The 19,305-nt window shown below is 66.8% G+C and carries 18 protein-coding genes and 2 tRNA genes; 7 read left to right on the top strand and 13 right to left on the bottom strand.

Translation table 11 applies throughout. The annotated features are described in order from the left end of the window. Positions 1-43 precede the first annotated feature (43 nt). From OG225_RS24940 to leuC, 3 genes are all read right to left on the bottom strand, one after another. Positions 44-724 (bottom strand): HU family DNA-binding protein, encoded by a 681-nt coding sequence (locus tag OG225_RS24940; protein ID WP_109528053.1) that lies wholly within the window; start codon positions 722-724, stop codon positions 44-46. Positions 725-881: 157 nt separating this feature from the next. Next, complete coding sequence (gene leuD, locus OG225_RS24945; RefSeq protein WP_405177507.1) at positions 882-1,490, bottom strand: 3-isopropylmalate dehydratase small subunit; 609 nt, start codon at positions 1,488-1,490, stop codon at positions 882-884. Between the two features lie 102 nt (positions 1,491-1,592). Continuing rightward, complete coding sequence (leuC, locus tag OG225_RS24950) at positions 1,593-3,017, bottom strand: 3-isopropylmalate dehydratase large subunit (protein WP_405177508.1); 1,425 nt, start codon at positions 3,015-3,017, stop codon at positions 1,593-1,595. 179 nt (positions 3,018-3,196) lie between these two features. Between leuC and OG225_RS24955 the strand changes: the two genes are divergently transcribed. The 3 genes from OG225_RS24955 (at position 3,197) to OG225_RS24965 (ending at position 4,741) form a co-directional block, all read left to right on the top strand. After that, entirely contained in the window at positions 3,197-3,898 is a 702-nt protein-coding gene (locus OG225_RS24955; protein WP_216911236.1) for an IclR family transcriptional regulator, read from the top strand. A gap of 33 nt (positions 3,899-3,931) precedes the next feature. After that, complete coding sequence (locus tag OG225_RS24960) at positions 3,932-4,429, top strand: pyridoxamine 5'-phosphate oxidase family protein (RefSeq protein ID WP_405177509.1); 498 nt, start codon at positions 3,932-3,934, stop codon at positions 4,427-4,429. Between the two features lie 129 nt (positions 4,430-4,558). Next, positions 4,559-4,741, top strand: a complete 183-nt coding sequence (locus OG225_RS24965; RefSeq protein WP_109528536.1) for a DUF5302 domain-containing protein — start codon at positions 4,559-4,561, stop codon at positions 4,739-4,741. A gap of 426 nt (positions 4,742-5,167) precedes the next feature. Here the strand turns inward: OG225_RS24965 and OG225_RS24970 are convergent. The 4 genes from OG225_RS24970 to OG225_RS24985 form a co-directional block, all read right to left on the bottom strand. Then, a tRNA-Glu gene (locus tag OG225_RS24970) sits at positions 5,168-5,240 on the bottom strand. 153 nt (positions 5,241-5,393) lie between these two features. Further along, a tRNA-Gln gene (locus tag OG225_RS24975) sits at positions 5,394-5,465 on the bottom strand. Between the two features lie 145 nt (positions 5,466-5,610). Further along, positions 5,611-7,083 (bottom strand): glutamate--tRNA ligase, encoded by a 1,473-nt coding sequence (gene gltX, locus OG225_RS24980; protein WP_405177510.1) that lies wholly within the window; start codon positions 7,081-7,083, stop codon positions 5,611-5,613. A 30-nt stretch (positions 7,084-7,113) separates the two neighbouring features. After that, positions 7,114-7,902 (bottom strand): fumarylacetoacetate hydrolase family protein, encoded by a 789-nt coding sequence (locus OG225_RS24985; RefSeq protein ID WP_109528059.1) that lies wholly within the window; start codon positions 7,900-7,902, stop codon positions 7,114-7,116. A gap of 329 nt (positions 7,903-8,231) precedes the next feature. Between OG225_RS24985 and OG225_RS24990 the strand changes: the two genes are divergently transcribed. The 3 genes from OG225_RS24990 to OG225_RS25000 all read left to right on the top strand — a co-directional run bounded on the left by OG225_RS24990 (position 8,232) and on the right by OG225_RS25000 (position 11,229). Beyond that, complete coding sequence (locus OG225_RS24990) at positions 8,232-9,419, top strand: MFS transporter (RefSeq protein ID WP_405177511.1); 1,188 nt, start codon at positions 8,232-8,234, stop codon at positions 9,417-9,419. A 58-nt stretch (positions 9,420-9,477) separates the two neighbouring features. Further along, positions 9,478-10,551: an ADP-ribosylglycohydrolase family protein gene (locus OG225_RS24995; RefSeq protein WP_405177512.1), complete on the top strand. Its 1,074-nt coding sequence runs from the start codon at positions 9,478-9,480 to the stop codon at positions 10,549-10,551. 117 nt (positions 10,552-10,668) lie between these two features. After that, a complete protein-coding gene (locus tag OG225_RS25000) occupies positions 10,669-11,229 on the top strand; it encodes a hypothetical protein (protein ID WP_405177513.1) in 561 nt (186 codons plus the stop codon). A 349-nt stretch (positions 11,230-11,578) separates the two neighbouring features. Here OG225_RS25000 and OG225_RS25005 read toward each other — a convergent pair whose 3' ends face one another. Further along, complete coding sequence (locus OG225_RS25005) at positions 11,579-12,586, bottom strand: 3-isopropylmalate dehydrogenase (RefSeq protein WP_216917547.1); 1,008 nt, start codon at positions 12,584-12,586, stop codon at positions 11,579-11,581. A 45-nt stretch (positions 12,587-12,631) separates the two neighbouring features. Then, positions 12,632-14,230 (bottom strand): phosphoglycerate dehydrogenase, encoded by a 1,599-nt coding sequence (gene serA / locus OG225_RS25010; RefSeq protein WP_216917548.1) that lies wholly within the window; start codon positions 14,228-14,230, stop codon positions 12,632-12,634. An 822-nt stretch (positions 14,231-15,052) separates the two neighbouring features. Between serA and OG225_RS25015 the strand changes: the two genes are divergently transcribed. Then, positions 15,053-15,871 (top strand): DNA polymerase beta superfamily protein, encoded by an 819-nt coding sequence (locus tag OG225_RS25015; RefSeq protein WP_405177514.1) that lies wholly within the window; start codon positions 15,053-15,055, stop codon positions 15,869-15,871. A gap of 1 nt (position 15,872) precedes the next feature. Here OG225_RS25015 and OG225_RS25020 read toward each other — a convergent pair whose 3' ends face one another. The 4 genes from OG225_RS25020 to iolD all read right to left on the bottom strand — a co-directional run bounded on the left by OG225_RS25020 (position 15,873) and on the right by iolD (position 19,295). Continuing rightward, on the bottom strand, positions 15,873-16,079 hold the full coding sequence (locus tag OG225_RS25020; RefSeq protein WP_109528066.1) for a cold-shock protein: 207 nt from the start codon (positions 16,077-16,079) through the stop codon (positions 15,873-15,875). 171 nt (positions 16,080-16,250) lie between these two features. Continuing rightward, complete coding sequence (locus tag OG225_RS25025) at positions 16,251-16,742, bottom strand: winged helix-turn-helix transcriptional regulator (protein WP_405177515.1); 492 nt, start codon at positions 16,740-16,742, stop codon at positions 16,251-16,253. 328 nt (positions 16,743-17,070) lie between these two features. Continuing rightward, positions 17,071-17,274 carry a cold-shock protein gene (locus OG225_RS25030; RefSeq protein WP_014987157.1) on the bottom strand — a complete coding sequence of 68 codons (204 nt, stop codon included), beginning with the start codon at positions 17,272-17,274 and terminating at the stop codon, positions 17,071-17,073. Between the two features lie 188 nt (positions 17,275-17,462). Further along, positions 17,463-19,295, bottom strand: a complete 1,833-nt coding sequence (gene iolD / locus OG225_RS25035) for a 3D-(3,5/4)-trihydroxycyclohexane-1,2-dione acylhydrolase (decyclizing) (RefSeq protein ID WP_405177516.1) — start codon at positions 19,293-19,295, stop codon at positions 17,463-17,465. Positions 19,296-19,305: the final 10 nt, after the last annotated feature.

A 19,305-nucleotide genomic window follows, 5' to 3' on the forward strand; every position in this document is an offset into this window, starting at 1 on the left:
TTGGGGCGAATCTCCCGGCGGCGCTGGACCGCCGGTGCTCGGGTCAGCGAGCGCGACGAGCCGGGGCCTTCTTGGCCGGGGCCTTCTTGGCGGGCGCCTTCTTGGCCGCGGTGGTCTTCTTGGCGGCGGCAGTGGTCTTCTTGGCCGCCGCTGCCGTGGTCTTCTTGGCCGGTGCGGCCTTCTTCACCGTGGCCTTGGCCGCCGTCGTCTTCTTGGCGGGTGCCTTCTTGGCGACCGTCTTGGTGGCAGTCGCCTTGCGAGCGGCGGTCTTTGCCGGAGCCTTGGCCGCGGCCCGCTTGGCCGTCGTCTTGGCGGGCGCCTTGGTGGCGGTCGCCTTCTTGGCGGCGGTCTTCTTGGCCGCTGCCGTCTTCTTGGCGGCGGTCTTCTTGGCCGCCACAGGGGCATTCACGCCCCGCTTGACCGCAGGGCCGCTGGCGGCAAGTTTCTGCTTGCCCGCGATAACGGCCTTGAATTGGGCACCGGGACGGAACGCGGGCACCGAAGTCGGCTTCACCTTGACGGTTTCACCGGTGCGCGGGTTCCTGGCCACGCGGGCGGCACGCTTTCGCTGTTCGAACACACCGAAACCGGTGATCGTGACGCTCTGGCCTTTGTGCACCGCGCGCACGATGGTGTCGACAACGTGCTCGACTGCCGCGGTAGCCGTGCGCCTGTCCGTACCCAACTTTTCGGTCAGAACGTCGATCAGTTCCGCCTTGTTCATTGAATCCTCCGCAGACTAATGGCCCGTCGTCGGACCGACTAGGTACCACGGTAAACCCAGTTTGAGCAAGAGTCTATGTGCCACGCCAAAATTCATCGTGGTTTAGCACACGTCTAGCTACCGCCTCCCACGATGACCAGCTATCGGAACCCAGTGATTACGCCTGTGAAATGCGCGCGGGCAGGGTAGTGGGCTTCCAACTCGGCCTTACCTTTTCGAACTCGGTGACGACGTCGCTACGCCGCAGCGTAAGACCGATGTCGTCCAAACCTTCCAGCAGACGCCAGCGCGTGTAGTCATCAATTTCGAACGGCAACACGACGGTTCCAACCGTCACCGTTCGCGCTTCGAGGTCTACTACCAATTCGATGCCGGGTTGTTCCTCGATCATCTTCCAGAGCAATTCGACATCGTTCTGTGACATCTGCGCGGCCAACAACCCGCCCTTACCCGCATTGCCGCGGAAGATGTCGGCGAAGCGCGACGAGATGACCACCCGAAAGCCGAAGTCCGACAGCGCCCATACGGCGTGCTCCCGAGAGGACCCCGTTCCGAAATCCGGACCGGCCACGAGAACGCTGCCGCGGTTGTACGGCTCGACGTTGAGAATGAAGTCCGGATCGTTACGCCACGCGGCGAAGAGTCCGTCCTCGAATCCGGTTCGGGTCACCCGCTTCAGGTACACCGCCGGGATGATCTGGTCGGTATCGACATTGGACCGGCGCAACGGCACCCCGGTCCCCTTGTGAACGGTGAAAGCTTCCATCAGATTCTCCTGGGTCGGTTGAGGTATTCATGGGCGACGCGAGCCCGTCGGTGGCCGTTCATCGGCCCGAGACGGCCGCGTACGGCCCGGAAACGGCGGAATTCAGTCCAGATCCGCAGGCGAGGACAGAGTTCCGCGGACCGCCGTCGCGGCGGCCACCAGCGGGGAAACCAGGTGCGTACGACCGCCCTTGCCCTGCCTGCCCTCGAAGTTCCTGTTCGAGGTGGAAGCACAGCGCTGACCCGGCGAAAGCTGATCCGGGTTCATTCCGAGGCACATCGAACATCCGGCCTGACGCCATTCGGCGCCCGCCGCGTCGAAAATCTCGCCCAATCCCTCTTTTTCCGCCTGGGCGCGCACACGCATCGAACCCGGTACGACCAGCATTCGAACCCCGTCCGCGACGCGACGGCCCTTCAAAACGCTCGCGACGGCACGCAAATCCTCGATACGGCCGTTGGTGCAGGAACCCACGAATACGGTGTCGACCGAGACATCCCGCAGCGGGGTTCCCGGGATCAGATCCATGTACCGCAGCGCCTTCTCCGCGGACTCGCGCGTGCCCTCGTCGGCGATCCGGGCCGGATCCGGCACCGTATCGCTGAGCGGCGCACCCTGACCGGGGTTGGTGCCCCAGGTGACGAACGGGGACAGCGTGCTCGCGTCGATATGGACCTCGGCGTCGAAAACCGCGCCCTCGTCGGTCTTCAGTGCGTCCCAGGCGGCCACCGCGGCATCCCAGTCGGCTCCCTGCGGCGCGTGCGGGCGGCCTTCGAGGAATTCGTAGGTGATCTCGTCGGGGGCCACCATGCCCGCCCGGGCGCCCGCTTCGATGGACATGTTGCACATGGTCATCCGGGCCTCCATGGACATGGCCCGCACGGCCTCGCCCCGGTACTCGAGGACGTAGCCCTGACCACCGCCGGTGCCGATCTGGGCGATCACCGCCAGGATGACGTCCTTGCTGGTGACTCCCTCGGGCACGGTGCCGTCGATATTGATCGCCATGGTCTTGAACGGCCGCAGCGACAATGTCTGGGTGGCGAGCACGTGTTCGACCTCGGACGTGCCGATTCCCATGGCCAGCGCGCCGAAGGCGCCGTGCGTCGAGGTGTGGCTGTCACCGCAGACGACGGTGGTACCGGGCTGGGTCAGTCCGAGCTGCGGACCGACGACGTGCACGATGCCCTGGTCCAGATCCCCCATCGGGTGCAGGCGGATACCGAATTCCTCGCAGTTGTGCCGCAGCGTCTCGACCTGGGTGCGGGAAACGGGGTCGGCGATCGGCTTGTCGATGTCGACCGTGGGGACGTTGTGGTCCTCGGTCGCGATGGTCAGGTCGGGACGGCGTACCGGACGGCCCGCGGCGCGCAGGCCGTCGAAGGCCTGCGGACTGGTCACCTCATGGACGAGGTGCAGGTCGATGTAGATCAGATCGGGTTCGCGCGAGACACCATCGCCCGCTCCGCGGGCGACGACATGTTCTTCCCACACCTTCTCTGCCAGGGTGCGTGGGCGGTCGGCCATTTCTCGATCACCTTTCGGACGGCGACCGGATCACGCGTTCTGGGCTGAGAGCGCGCTGCCGGCCGCACAGATTTGTTGACAGCGATGTCCCGGACATCGGACCGAACTTCGCATCGAGTGAAATCCCAGTCGGACTTCTCGGTTGAAGTTCTCAGTATCCGAGACGCTAGTATCGTTCTATGAGACAGCATAGCGGTATCGGCGTCCTCGACAAAGCGGTGGCGGTGCTCTACGCCGTCGCCGAGCACCCGTGCGGCCTCAACGAACTGTGCACCCGCACGGGCTTGCCCCGAGCCACCGCGCACCGCCTCGCGGTCGGCCTGGAAGTGCACCGCCTGCTGGCCCGGGACAACAACGGGCTGTGGCGACCGGGCCCGGCGCTGGCCGAACTCGCCGCGGGCGCCTCCGATCCGCTCCAGGAGGCAGCGGGCGCCATTCTGCCGCGTCTACGCGAGATCACCGGCGAGAGCGTGCAGATCTACTGCCGTGACGGAAATGCGCGGGTCTGTATCGCGGCCCTGGAACCGCCGGTCGGATTGCGCGACACCGTCCCGATCGGAGCTCGACTGCCGCTCACCGCGGGTTCGGCCGCCAAGGTGCTGCTGGCCTGGGCCGATCCGGAGTTGCAGCGCACCATCCTGGCCGACGCGGTCTTCGGCGACCGAGCCCTGGCCGAAGTTCGCAAACGCGGCTGGGCGCAGAGCGCGGCCGAACGTGCGGCAGGCGTGGCCAGCGTATCCGCCCCGGTCCGCGACGCCGCGGGCACCGTGGTGGCGGCCGTGTCGGTCTCCGGCCCGATCGATCGGATGGGCCGCCGACCCGGCGCCCGCTGGGCCGCCGATCTGGTCGCCGCGGCCGAGGCGCTGCACAAACGCCTGTAACGCGTTTCAGATCGAGCGTTCTACAGTGGGCCCGTGGGAGTCAACCAGCGGGCACAGATCGTGATGTCCGATACCGAGATCGCCGAATTCCTGGAGCACAGCCGCGTCGCGACGATGGCGACCATCGGCCCGACGGGAGCGCCGCACCTGATCGCCATGTGGTACGCCCTGATCGACGGCGAGGTGTGGTTCGAGACGAAGGCCAAATCGCAGAAGGCCGTCAACCTGCGGCGCGACCCCCGCATCACCTGCATGATCGAATCGGGCGACACCTACGACCAGCTGCGAGGAGTCTCGCTGGAGGGCACCGCCGAGATCACCGCCGACCCGGAGCGGTTGTTCGCGGTCGGCGTGAGCGTGTGGGAGCGCTACACCGGCCCGTACAGCGAGGAGATGCGGCCCGCGGTGGAGGCCATGCTGCACAAGCGGGTAGCGATCCGGGTGCGGCCGGACCGGGTGCGCAGCTGGGACCACCGCAAACTCGGTATGCCCGCCATTCCCCTCGGCGGTACCACCGCCCCCTCGGCCTGAGGCGGCACACCGGATAATGCAGCTGACAGCCGTCGCGTCGCGCGTTAGCGTTTCTGGCGGTTGGACACGAATCGGCCCTGTACGGCGTCCGTGGACGCGGTGCGTGGCCGCGATGACGAGGAGCAGGCGATGACGGATTCGGGTAGTTCCAACGGCGGTGCCGACGAAGTGAAGCGCAAGTTCAAGGAGGCGCTCGACCGCAAGAATTCCCAGAACGCCAAGGCGAACGACCACCTCGACGGCCGTTCCAAGGCCGCCGCGCCGCAAGGCAACGCCAGCCACAAGCGGGAGTTCCGCCGCAAGAGCGGGTAGCAGCTCCCCTCCGTCGCCGCTCACAGGCGCCGGATAACGAAAAAGCCCTACTGGTCGACCGACCAGTAGGGCTTTTTCACGTGACGAGCCTCTCACCACCCGCGACACACCGCGGAGGCATCACTCGATACCTAGCCGAGCAAACCCCGGCAACCCCGGTAAACACCCCGCACAATCACGGAACAAGATCACAGAAAAGCCCGCAACCGCACCACGGCGATGCCCCCGGAAATAATGGCAATTAAGCCAATCCACCTAGAACGCAAGATATTTCGGAAACCGAACCACGGGGGCGAGGGCGGAGCCCAACGGGGGGAACCGGGGGGCGAAGCCCCGCCGGGCTGGGGCGTGGGGGCGGCGCCCCCACAAGACATTGCGAAACAAGAAAGGCTCACGCCCTGTGTGAGCGTGAGCCTTCCACTTGTGTAGCCCCGACGGGATTCGAACCCGCGCTACCGCCTTGAGAGGGCGGCGTCCTAGGCCGCTAGACGACGGGGCCAGGACTTGATCTCCCACGTTTCCGCGGTGATCAACCTTGTGGATCTTGCGATCCGAGGAAGCTCGGCCAGCTTAACCGACCGAAGCTCGGCGACCAAATCGCCGGATGCTGAACCACTTTCGGTCGCGAACCGAGAGATGTGCAACATTTCCGCTGGGGTACCAGGACTCGAACCTAGAATGGCTGAACCAGAATCAGCTGTGTTGCCAATTACACCATACCCCAATGACCAGGACGTCAGCCCCGGAGTCGGACCAGTCGTACTGGCCTACCGCGGGGCCGTGTTCCGGCCGAGAAGAAGAGTACCAAACCTCGGCCAGTAAACTACAAATCGCCTGGTCAAAGCCCTATTTTCGACCGTTTTGCCGGATCAGGCGGTGGCGGTCCAGCCGCGAGCGGAGCGCAGCCTGTCCAGCGACAGCTCGCGTCCGAGCAACTCCAGCGACTCGTACAGCGGTGGGCTGATATGCGATCCGGTCACCGCGACGCGCACCGGCGCGAAAGCCTTGCGGGGTTTGAGGCCCAGATCGTCGATCAGCGCGGTTTTGAGCGCCTCCTCGATACCCGCGGTAGCCCACGCGGGAAGGGACTCCAGCGCGGCGATCGCGGCGTCGAGAACCGGCACGGCCTCCGCGCCGAGATTCTTCGCACCCGCCGCCGGATCGATGGCGAACTCCTCGGCGGGCGCGAACAGGAATCGCAGCAGTTCCCACGCGTCGGAAAGGACGACGATCCGGGTTTGCACCAAGTCCGCCGCGGCGGCGAACAACTTGTCGTCGACGTCGGCACCGATATGTCCGTGTTCCGTCAGGAACTCACGCAGCCGATGCGCGAAATCGCCGGGATCGAGCATCCTGATGTGTTCGGCGTTGAGTGCGTCGGCCTTCTTCTGGTCGAATCGGGCCGGATTCGAATTCACTTTCGATATATCGAATGCCTCGACCATGTCCGACATCGAGAAAACATCGTGATCGTCCGAGATACCCCACCCGAGTAACGCCAGGTAATTCAGCAAACCCTCGGGAATGAATCCGCGATCCCGGTGGGCGAACAGATTGGATTCCGGATCACGCTTGGACAGCTTCTTGTTGCCTTGCCCCATTACGAACGGCAGGTGACCGAACTCCGGGGTGAACTCGGCGACGCCGATTCGTTCCAATGCGGCATACAGCGCGAGCTGACGCGGAGTGGACGAGAGCAAATCCTCCCCGCGCAATACATGGGTGATCCGCATCAGCGCGTCGTCGACCGGATTCACCAGGGTGTAGAGCGGATCACCGTTACCCCTGGTCAACGCGAAGTCGGGAACCGTACCCGCCTTGAATACCGTCTCACCGCGGACCAGATCGCGCCAGCCGAGATCGGTATCGGGCATCCGCAACCTGATCACCGCCGGGCGTCCGGAGGCCCTGTGCGCCTCGATCGCCTCGGGCGTGAGATCGCGATCGAAATTGTCGTAACCGAGTTTCGGATCGCGGCCCGCGGCCCGGTGCCGCGCCTCGACCTCCTCGGGAGTCGAGAAGGATTCGTACGCCTCGCCCGCGTCGAGGAGTTTGCCGACCACGTCCAGGTGCAGCGCGCGACGCTGCGACTGCCGGTACGGCTCGTACGGTCCGCCGACCTCCGGCCCCTCGTCCCAGGTGAGCCCGAGCCAGCGCAGCGCGTCCAGGATGGCCGCGTAGGATTCCTCGGAATCACGTGCGGCGTCGGTGTCTTCGATACGGAAGACGAAGGTGCCACCGGTGTGACGGGCGTAGGCCCAGTTGAACAGCGCCGTGCGGATCAGGCCGACGTGCGGTGTTCCGGTCGGTGACGGGCAGAAGCGGACCCGTACTTCAGTCATAGCTCTCTTTCGGACTCGTTCGAACGGTCGCTAGCGGTGTTTGGTCGCAACGGAATTGGTCAGGGTGCCGATACCTTCGACGGTCACCGACACCTGCTGCCCCGACTGCATCGGACCGACTCCCTCCGGTGTTCCGGTGAGGATCACGTCGCCGGGCAGCAGCGTCATCACCCTGGTCACCCATTCCACGAGCTTCGGAATATCGTGCAGCAGAAGCGATGTACGGCTACGCTGCTTCACCTCGCCGTCCAGTTCGGTGACGATCTCCAGATCCGATGGGTCGACGGCGGTTTCGATCCACGGGCCGAGCGGGCAGAACGTGTCGTAACCTTTCGCGCGGGTCCACTGCCCGTCCTTGCTCTGCTGATCCCGTGCGGTGACATCGTTGGCGACGGTGTACCCGAGAATCACATCCAGTGCGCGTGCGGCGGGCACATCCTTGCACGGACGGCCGATGACGACAGCCAGTTCGCCCTCGTAATCCACCCGGGATGAGCTGGGCGGCAGGATGATCGAGGCGTTCGGACCGACGATCGACGTGCTCGGCTTCATGAAGATTACCGGCTCTTCGGGTGCGCTACCACCCATTTCGGCCGCGTGTGCGGCGTAATTCTTGCCGACGCAGACGACCTTGCTGGCGAGGATCGGCGCGAGCATCCGCACATCGGCCAGGGGCCAGCTCCGTCCGGTGAACGTCGGAGTGCCGAACGGATGCTCGGCGATCTCTCTGGCCGTCAGCGACGCCGCGTCGGCGCCGCCCTCTCCTTCGATGCTGACGAACGCGACCCCATCGGGACTGGCAACTCGACCTAGACGCATGCCCGGCAGTCTATCGAGCGGTCGCCACCTGCCCGAACGCACCCGACCGAGTGGTCCGGAACATGTTCTCGTCACTTTCGCGCGACGCGAGGACCGCCGCGGCGACCGGATGGCGCGGCGAGCGGCGAGGTCGGGGCAAACACGCAGGCGAGGCGGTCGACGCGGGTGCCCGAATACCGCCAGATGTGACAAGTTCGACATCGCTTCGCCGAAATCGACTTGCCCGCACGGTGTAGCGTATCGCCAGGAGTTCATTCAATGAGATTTTCATTCCACATATTGGGATGATAGCGAGATGCGCGGAGACGCGGGATACCGGGGTGAGGCCGATGGCTACCGTGACACAGGTGCGCGACGTTCGACGGTGGTCCATGCTCGGCCTCGGTGTCTTCGCCCAGGCGTCGAGCGCGGTATTCGCCCACGGGGTGCCCTTCCTGCTCCCCGCGCTCACCGACCGCGGCATGTCGCTGCCGATGGCGGGCGTGCTCGTCGCCATGCCGACCGTCGGCCTGGTGTGCACCCTGATCGCCTGGGGATACGTGGTCGACCGGATCGGCGAGCACAAGGTTCTGGTCGGCGGTCCGCTGGTCATGCTGGCCGCGGGCTGCGCGGCCGCGACCGCCACGAACGACATCGCACTTGGCGCGCTGCTGTTCTTCGGCGGCGTCGGCGCGGCGAGTACCAACGGTGCGAGCGGCCGGGTCATCGTCGGATGGTTCCCGCCGCGGCGTCGAGGACTGGCGATGGGCATACGCCAGACGGCCCAGCCGCTCGGCGTCGGCATCGCCGCGCTGGCCATCCCGGCCGTCGCCGCGGGGCACGGTATCTCGGCAGCCGTGCTCGTTCCGGCTCTGATGGCCGGATTCGCCGCCGTCGGCTGCTATTTCGGCATCATCGATCCGCCGCGGCCCGACGCGAAATCCGTCGACCGGGTCAACCCGTACCGCGGCGACTCCACGCTGTGGCGCATACACGCGGTGTCGGTCCTGCTGTGCGTGCCCCAGGGTGTGGTGTGGACTTTCGCCCTGCTCTGGTTGCACCGCGATATCGGCTGGTCCCTGCCCACGGCGGGGGCACTGGTCACCGTCACGCAGTTGCTCGGCGCCGGTGGGCGGATCGGCGCGGGCGCGTGGTCGGATCACGTGGGCAGCAGGCTCGGCCCGTTGCGCACGGTCGCGGTGGCCGCGATGATCTGCATGGCCGCGCTCGGATTCGCGGCGTGGTCGAACTGGTGGTGGGTGGCGATCCCGCTGCTGATCGCGGCATCGGTGATCACGGTGTCCGACAACGGTCTTGCCTTCACCGCCGTCGCCGAGATCGCGGGCCCGTACTGGAGCGGACGCGGCCTCGGCGTCCAGAACACCGGCCAGAATCTCGCGATGGCCGCCATTCCACCGGCGTTCGGCGCCTTGATCACGGTCGGCGGATTCCCCGCCGCCTACCTGGCCGCCGCGGCGCTGGCGACCGTGGCGATCCCGTTGGTGCCGTCGGATCGGACGAAGACACCGCACGAGTAGAGGTTTCGCGAGTAGATTATCACCGCGCGCGGCGGCCCGAACCTGACAAGATCGGATCATGGTGGAGTATGTGGAGATCGTCGACCGCGTGCGCGGCACACTGCTGGGCGGGGCCATCGGGGACGCGCTGGGTTGGCCGATCGAATTCCGGAGTCTGGCCCAGATCAGAGAACAGCACGGCGAAGCGGGCGTGACCGGGTTCGCCCCCGATTACGGACCGCCGCAACAGGTTACCGACGATACCCAGATGACCCTGTTCACCGCGGAGGGTCTGTTGCGCTGCCCGCCCGGCGCCGATATCGCGCCCGTCATGCGCCGGGCCCTACTACGGTGGCAGCACACCCAGAAAGCCCAGGCGCCCGGCCACGCACCCGACGGCTGGTTGTCGAATCACTCGTTCCTTTACGCGGTCCGGGCCCCGGGCGACACCTGCCTGAGCGGAGTCTCGCGACAGTCGCAGGGCTATGTGCCCCCGGCCCCGATGGGATATCCCGGCCCGGTCAACGCCCATTCGAAGGGGTGCGGAACGGTAATGCGCTCCGCGCCCTTCGGATTGGTGGGTTCCGGCCCGGACGCCGCTTTCGAGACGGCCGCGCGCTGCGCGCAACTCACCCACGGCCATCCCACCGGATATCTGGCTGCCGGAGCCTTCGGTGCGCTGATCGATCGCGTGATGAGCGGATTCGACCTTCGGAAAGCACTGCGGGAAACGATCATTCAGGTCGCGTCGATGCCGCGCGGCGCGCAGACGGCCACCGCATTGGAACGCGCGCTCACCCTGGCCGACACCGAGCCGCCCACCTCGGAGGTCGTGCAACAGGTGGGCGCGGGGTGGATCGCCGAGGAGTGCCTCGCCGTCGCCGTGCACTGCGCGTTGCGGGCCGAGACCGAGGGCGTGCGCGCGGCACTGCTGCTCTCGGTCAACCATTCCGGCGATTCCGATTCCACGGGCGCGGTCGCGGGCAACCTGCTCGGCGCGCTGCACGGACTGTCCGGTCTGCCGCACGAATGGGCCGCTGGGGTCGAAGGTCGCGATGTACTGATCCAGATCGCCGACGACCTCGTCGTGAACTTCGTCCTGCGCGATCACGGGCGGGTCGCCGAACGCCATCCGCTCGAACACGTGACGTAGTCGGCCTCGTACGCGGTGCGACGAAGCGAGCGAGCACCGAACTCGTTCGGCAGACCAGGTCGCCGCACATGTAAACCTGACCTTGACACACGCCCGACGTCAAGGCAGCCTTGACATATGACCGAAGAACCCCGCACCGACCTACACGACGAGCGGGCGACGCTCGCCACCCTGCTCTCCGCGAATGCCGAACTCGTCGTCGGCGTGCTGCGTCCGGGGGAAGGCACACCGGCGGTTCCGGTGCTCGCCGCCCTCAGCGCGACGCGCAATCTCGGCAATCTCGTCGACGACATCCTGCACACGCTGGCCAGGCAGGCCCGCGAGGAAGGTCACACGTGGGCCGAACTCGGCGATCTGCTCGGCACCTCGCGCCAAGCCGCCTACCAGCGGTTCAGCGGACCGATGCCGCCGACCGGGCCCTTCCCGCCGCCGCCGCACTTCCCACCGGGACCGCACGGTCACCCCGGCGGGCCGCGGCAACAGCAGGTACCACCGTTTCCGCCGAGACCGCAGGATTCCCCGGGGTCGGGCCGGTCGGATCACCCGCCGATTCCTCGGCCTCCCGTACCTCCCGGAGCACCGGGATATCCGGCCCCGCCCTGCCCGACGTCACCCGGCGGATCGCCGGATCACCCTGCCCCACCACAGTTTCCGTCACCGCCGACACCCCCGCGATAACCCGGGAAGCGGTCGTCTCACCTGGATCGCACGCCGTCCTCGAACATCCACCCGTGAGGCGGGCGATTCGCGCGCGCGACCGATCGCTGGGCGGTCGCACCACCGGTCGGACCGCTATCGCAACTGCGGCAACGATCGCGTCCACCACCTCCGGAAGGGCGTCACGGGATCCGCCGGCACCTTCTAGCGAGCGGTGACGCCGCAGTGCAGCGGCGGCGATAGGGCGACCCGGCGATGCAGTGGCGATACGGTGACGCAGCGATGCACAACCGAGAGCTGGCCGAATCACGAAAAGGCAAGCCCCGTACTGGATCCGGTACGGGGCTTGCCTTTCGTCGTGCCGTTCGCGTCAGACCGCGGCGGCGATGCGGTCACCGATCGCGACGGTGGACGCCGCCTCGGTACGCGAGGTGAGATCCTTGGCGACCGCCGCCTCGATGCGGGCGGCGGCGTCGGCGTCACCGAGGTGCTCGAGCAGCAGCGAGACCGACAGGATCGCCGCGGTCGGGTCGGCCTTGGACTGCCCCGCGATATCGGGGGCACTGCCGTGCACCGGCTCGAACATGCTCGGGTTGACCCCGGACGCATCGATATTGCCGCTGGCCGCCAGACCGATACCACCGCTGACGGCGGCGGCGAGATCGGTGATGATGTCGCCGAACAGGTTGTCGGTGACGATCACGTCGAAGCGGCCCGGATCGTTGACCATGTGGATGGTCGCGGCGTCGATGTGCTGATACGCGGTCCGCACCTCGGGGAATTCGGCGGCGACCTCGTCCACGGTCCGCTGCCACAGCGATCCGGCGAAGGTGAGCACGTTGTTCTTGTGCACCAATGTCAGATGCTTGCGCCGGGCCTGCGCCTTGGCGAAGGCGTAGCGCACCACACGCTCGATGCCGAAGCGGGTGTTGGTGCTGACTTCGGTCGCCACCTCGTGCGGGGTGTCGACACGGATCGCGCCACCGGTGCCGGTGTACGGGCCCTCGGTCCCCTCACGCACCACGACGAAATCGATGTCGGGATCACCGGAGAGCGGACTGGTGACGCCCGGATACAGCTTCGACGGCCGCAGGTTGACGTGGTGATCCAACGCGAATCGGGTGCGCAGCAGCAGGCCGCGCTCCAGCACTCCGCTGGGCACCGACGGGTCGCCGATCGCCCCGAGCAGGATGGCGTCGTGCTGCTTCAGCTCGGGCAATACCGAGTCGGGCAGGATCTCGCCGGTCGCGTGGTAGCGCTTGGCGCCCAGGTCGTATTCGGTCTTCTCGACGCCGGGCACGACGACGTCGAGCACCTTGAGCGCCTCGGCGATGACCTCGGGACCGATTCCGTCACCCGGGATGACAGCAAGCTTCATGACAACAATGCTCCGTTCAGTTCTGACCGTGAGATGTAGCGGCGATCAGAACAGATCGACGAGGACGATCTTGGCCGCACCGACGGCTTCGGCGATCGAGGCCTGGACCTCGGCCGGAACCTCGCGGTTGACGCGCAGGATGACGGTGGCGCCTTCCTTGTCGACATCCTGGCTCAGCTGCGCGGCGAGGATATCGACCTGCGCCTCGCCCAGCTTCGTGCCGATCTTGCCGAGCGCGCCCGGCCTGTCGTCGTAGTTCAGGATGGCCAGATTCAGGCCCTCGGCGCGCATGTCGTAGTTACGACCGTTGATGTTGACGATCTTCTGCACCTGCTGCGGCTCGGTGAGCGTGCCCGCCACATTCAGGGTGCGTCCGTCACCGAAGACGGCGCGCAGATCGACGACGCTGCGGTGGCTCGGGCTCTCCGGCGCGGTGGTGACCTGCGCGGTGATACCGCGTTCCTTGGCCAGCGTCGGCGCGTTGACGAAGGTGACCTGATCCTCGACAAGCGCCGAGAAGACACCGCGCAGCGCGGACAGTTCCAGCACCGCGACATCCTGGGCGGCGAGTTCGCCGCGCACCTGCACCTCGACCGACACCGGCAGTTCGTCCGACAGCGCGCCGAGCAGGGCGCCCTGCTTGCGCACGATGTCGAGCCACGGCGCGACCTCGTCGCCGACCGTGCCGCCGGTGACATTCACCGCGCCGGGGACGAATTCGCCCGCGAGCGCCAGCAGCACGGACTTGGCGACATCGGTGCCCGCGCGATCCTGGGCCTCGGAGGTGGAGGCGCCCAGGTGCGGGGTCACCACGACCTGCGGCAGGTCGAACAGCGGGCTGTCGGTGCACGGTTCGGTCTCGAACACGTCCAGGCCCGCCGCACGCACGTGGCCGGACTTGATGGCGTCGGCGAGCGCGGCCTCGTCGACCAGGCCGCCGCGCGCGGCGTTGACGATGATCACGCCGGGCTTGGTCTTGGCGATCGCCTCCTTGCCGATGATGCCCTTGGTCTCCGGGGTCTTCGGCAGGTGGATCGAGATCAGGTCGGCGCGCTCGAGCAGTTCGTCCAGGCTCAGCAGTTCGATGCCGAGCTGGGCCGCGCGGGCCGGGGAGACATAGGGGTCGTAGGCGACGATCTTGGTTTCGAAGGCGGCCAGGCGCGCGGCGAAGAGCTGGCCGATGCGGCCGAGGCCGACGACGCCGACGGTCTTGTCGAAGATCTCGACGCCGTTGAACTTGCTGCGCGCCCAGGTGCGCTCGCGCAGGGTGGCGTCGGCGGCGGGGACCTGGCGCGCGGCGGCGAGCATCAGGGTGACCGCGTGCTCGGCGGCGGTGTGGATATTGGAGGTCGGCGCGTTCACGACCATGACGCCGCGTTCGGTGGCGGCCGGCACGTCGACGTTGTCGAGGCCGACACCCGCGCGGGCGACGATCTTCAGATTCTTGCCCGCTTCGAGGACCTCGGCGTCGACCGTGGTCGCGGAGCGGACGAGCAGCGCGTCGGCCTCGGGGACCGCGGCGAGCAGCGCCGGGCGGTCGGGGCCGTCGACCCAGCGAACCTCGACACCGTCACCGAGCGCGTCGACGGTCGACTGGGCGAGCTTGTCGGCGATCAGAACAACAGGACGGCCTGCTTGGCTCACGGTGGGATACTCCTGGGAAGAGGGTCGGCAATTACCGACTCGAGCTTAGTCGGCGCGTTTTCGGGTGCCCTTACCCCCCGGTACGCGTGGCGTCTCCGTCGGCGAATCGCGGTGTCACGACGGCGGAAGGCCCCGCACCGCCGGGTGCGAGGCCTTCCCACACGTGGTCGCGCCGAGCATGCGGCGCGCAACCGGGTCGATGACCGACCGACGGCATGATCAGCCGCCGAAGGAACCCGTCCACAGGGTGTTGAAAAGACCGGTGAGCGCCGCGCCCGCGGTGCTGAAGATGCCGTTCAGGGCAGCGGAACCGGTGTCGATGATAACGGGGATCATTTGTTTTCCTCTTCGTCGAAATATATCCAGTCGCAACTGGCTGACATTGGACACATCGGAGGTACCACGAATCCGGTTACGTAATCGAGATATTTAGTGACGCAGAACACATCGCACCCGAAAGAATGGCTCAGGCCACGAAAATTCAGGGCTTGCGCCTCAAAAATATGGCTCTGACCTGTATATATGCATGATCAAGTTGATGGACAACCGACCAGCTTCGATCTTTGAGAAGACCCTGTCGAAATCATTGAGATCGCGTGAAAATGCGAGGTGGACGCGAGGAGCGATGCCGGTCAATTCTCGTCACCAAAGCATCGGGGCCATTAACTCCGGTGCCCATGGAATTGGGGTCACGCCGCACCGTGATCCGTTGGTGATAGATGTTCCGGCCCGTCCGGGAATCTTCCGCCGTCCGCGACCGCGCTCCCGCGCACCGCCGAAAACGAGCTGCACCGATCGACGGTCGACCCCTACCATCGGCCCATGGCACTGCGCGCGATCCCCGATTCCATGGACCCGACCGTGGTCGGGGCCATCGATGCCCAATTGGGCCGGGTCGAGCTCGACCATCGGGTCTCGGTACGCCTGGCCATCGAAAGCGGGAGCCGCGCATGGGGGTTCCCCTCCCCCGATTCCGATTACGACTGCCGCTTCGTCTACATCGCGAGCCTCGACGACTACCTGACGCCGTGGCGCGGTCGGGATGTGATCGAAACACCGCTGGTCGGCCTGCTCGACGTCAACGGGTGGGATCTCGCCAAGGCGCTGCGACTGCTGGTGAGCGGTAACGCCGTACTCATCGAGTGGCTGATGTCACCCATCGTGTACCGGGGCGACGACCGTTTCCGGGACGACCTGCGCGAGCTGGCCGACCGGGTCGCCGATCGGAACAAGGTGGCGCGGCACTACCTGCACCTGGGCCGCAAACAGTGGGAACTCGCCGAACACCATCGCTCGCTCAAGAAGGTGTTCTACTCACTGCGCCCGGCCATGGCGCTGCGTTGGCTGCGCGAACACCCCGGCGCCGCCGTCGCGCCCATGCACCTGCCGACACTGCTCGAACAGTGCACGCTCACCGACGCTTTCGTCGCGGCGGTGACGGAGCTGACCGAACTCAAGTCGCGCACCAGGGAAATGGGCAGCGGCGCGGTGCCGACCCCGATCGCGGCCTTCATCATGGACGAATTCGACCGTGCCACAGACGTTTTTCCCCGGACACCCGACCCGGATACCGACCGGGCCAGAGCTCTGACCGCGGAATTCTTCCGCGCCGAGGCGCTGGCCGTCGGCGCGCGACGATAGTTCAGCCCACGACCCGCACGGCGACGGCTTCCGGCCCCGCCTTCACCAGACGCACCTCGAACTGCACCCGCTGCCCGGCGGTCAGCACGCGGAATCCCGAGCCCTGTAGCTCGAGATAGTCGACGAAGACATCCGGACCGTCGCCGTCCTGGTCGATGAAACCGAACCCCTTTTCGGTGTCGAACCATTTCACCGTGCCGTGAACCATGGTGCGCGTTCCTCCATACCCGGCGCCGACCGCCCACTGCGGACGTGCCCGATGGATCTATGGTGTCACGTGCGCGAACGCCGGGCGCGCCCGGTTGCCCTACCGGGCTCCGTCACGGCGCGCCGTGATCGCCTGTGGCACACGGCCACAGATCGCGGCGGGCGACCGCGCCTATCTCTCGGCGACCGCCGCGTACGCCCGCGCCAACCGGTCGGTGGCGGTGGGCCGGTCGGGATCGGGGCGCGGAATACCCAGATGCGCTTCCCGCAGTTCGTCCATGAACTCGGACCACAATTCGGGACCACCCCGCTCGAGCAGTTCGGCGCGCACCCGCAACCGCTCGGTGGTCGGGCGATGCCGCAGCCCCCACGCGCCGAGGTGCGCCATGACCGGGACGAGTTGGACGGCGGGTTCGGTGAGCCGGTATTCGGCCTTCTGCCCGCGTCCGGTGTCCTCGCGAGTGAGCAGCCCGGCGGCGACGAGGCGTTTGAGCCGGTCGGCCAGGATATTGGTGGCGATACCTTCCTCGGAGCCCGATTGGATCTCCCGGAAGTACCTGCGGTTACCGAACATCACGTCCCGCAGCACCAGCAGGGTCCACCGATCGCCGATGACCTCGATGGTCGCGTTGATCGGGCAACCCGAGCGTCCCTCGTCGCGCATGATGCTCCTCCGTCGGTTCTACTGCTTGCAATATACAACTGGCCGGTCCAACCTCGGCCCAACCGATTGCATAATGCAATCACATAGGGACGGGGCCGACCATGGCGAAGCTGCGCGCGCACAACATCTCCATCTCCCTGGACGGCTATGTCGCCGGACCGACCCAGGGACGGGACAATCCGCTGGGCGAAGGCGGCGAGGCGTTGCACGAGTGGATCTTCGCGACCCGATACGCCGACGACAAGGGCGGACATGGCGACGGCCCCCGCACCGAAGGGTACGGGGGCCGTCGAAGCCTGGTCGCGATCAGAGAGCGCGGCCGCTGCGATCAGAGAACGCGCACGTCCTGGGCCTGCGGGCCCTTCTGGCCCTGGCCGATCTCGAACTCCACGCGCTGACCCTCATCGAGGGAACGGAAGCCCGAACCGCTGACAGCCGAGTAATGCACGAAGACGTCGGGGCCTCCGCCGTCCTGCGCGATGAAGCCGAAGCCCTTCTCGCTGTTGAACCACTTCACAATGCCTTGAGCCATTTCATACTTTCTGTTGACGAGCCAGATTCTGGCAAAACGGAATGCCCTGGTCTCATACATCAACGATGCCACGATCCGCGGAATTCCTCCACCTACGGCGCCGCCCACTGTGAGCTATCCCTCGCCGAAGACACGAATATGCGTGCGATCTCCCAAAAGGGGTATCCGTCACCGAATACGGGTCGGATTCATCGACCGCGCAGGTAGCGCAGCTGATCCCGCTTCCCGGCCCGGTATTCGGTGCCCCCGGAAAGATGTTGTGGCACACCGACTTCCCACCACGCCCCGGATTCGGTCCAGACGCGCGGATCGGTGCGGACCACCACGACCGCGGGCCGCGACACGGCGGCGGCGCGGGCCCGCGCGTAGGCGTCCCGGAATTCGTCGAGCGCGGACGCGGTGAAAACCGTGCAGCCGAGCGCCCGCGCGTGCGCGGCGAAATCGACCCTCGGCGGGTCCGTGTGCTCGGTGCGGCAGTCGGTGAAGAAATTGTTGAACGCGGTGCCGCCCTGGCCCTCCTGGAGCCGGGCGATCACCGCGTATCCGTCGTTGTCGCAGACCACAGCCACGAATGGATGGCCGGCGAAAGCGGCGGAGAAGAGTTCGGAATTCGCCATCAGGTAGGAGCCGTCGCCGAGCAGGGTCGTCACCAGACCGTCCGCACGCGCCATCGCGGCACCCCACGCACCGGCGAGTTCGTAACCCATGCACGAGAAGCCGTACTCGACGTCCATGCAAGGCGATCCACCCGTCGCCCGCCAGCCTCCGACGAGTTCGCCGGGTAGGCCGCCCGCCGCGGTCATGACGTAGTCACCGGACTCGCTGAGTTCGTTGACGACCCTTACCACCTGGGCGTACGTCGGCGTCCCGGTGGCCGGAGCGCGCAGCGCGTCGATCCGCGCGTCCCAGGCGGCGCGCAGTCGCGCCGCGCGAGATGTCCAGTCCGGGTCGGCCGTCCACCCCGGCGGCGACAGCTCGGGCAGGGTCGCGGCGGCGTCACCCACCACGGCGAGGGCACCGTGTTTGACCGCGTCGAAACGCGCGGTGTTGACGGTGATCAGCCGGACGTCCTCGGCGAAGACGGACCACGACGCGGTGGTGAAATCCTGTAGACGGGTGCCGACGGCCAGCACCACGTCGGCCTCGGCCGCGAGGGTATTCGCCGATTCCGAACCCGTGACGCCGAGCGGCCCGGCGTAGAGCGGGTGATCGTGCGGGACCAGTGCGCGTCCCGCTGTGGTCTCCGCGATCGGGATGCCGTGCCGTCGCGCGAGTTCGATCGCGGCCGTCGCCGCCCCCGAGTACCGCACGCCCCCGCCCAGCACCAGCAGCGGCCGCCGTGACGTCCGCAGCAGCGCCGACGCCTCGTCGAGTTCACGAATATCGGCGCGGGGACGTGGAATTCGGTGCACGGTCGGCTCGAAGAGCGTCTCGGGGAAATCGAACGTCTCGACCTGCACATCCTGCGGCAGGGCCAAGGTGACCGGGCCGGTCTCCGACGGGTCGGTGAGCACGCGGAGCACCTGGGGAAGCGTCGCGAGCAGCTGTCCGGGGCGGGTGATCCGGTCGAAATATCGGCTCACCGGGCGGAAGGCGTCGTTCACGGTGGCCGTCGGGTCGCCGAAATGCTCGACCTGTTGCAGGACCGGATCGGAGGCCCGACCGACGAAGGTGTCGCCGGGCAGCAGTAGCAGCGGAAGACGGTTCGCGTGGGCGACGGCCGCGGCGGTCACCATATTCAACGCCCCCGGACCGATGGAGGAGGTCACCACCCCCACCTGCCTGCGGTCGGTGGCCTTCGCGTAGCCGACGGCGGCCAGCGCCATGCCCTGCTCGGTTTGACCGCGCCAGACCGGGATCTCGGCGGCGCGCTCCTGGAGCGCGGTGCCGAGGCCGAGCACGTTGCCGTGCCCGAATATCGCGAAAACCGTCGGGAACAGCGGGACTTCGCGTCCATCGATACTTTCCGAACGCTGGGCGATCAGCCATGCCACCAGTGCCCGAGCCGTGGTCAGTTCCATGCGGGCCGTC

The organism is Nocardia sp. NBC_01377, assembly GCF_045040005.1.
GTDB classification, from domain to species: Bacteria; Actinomycetota; Actinomycetes; order Mycobacteriales; family Mycobacteriaceae; genus Nocardia; species Nocardia noduli.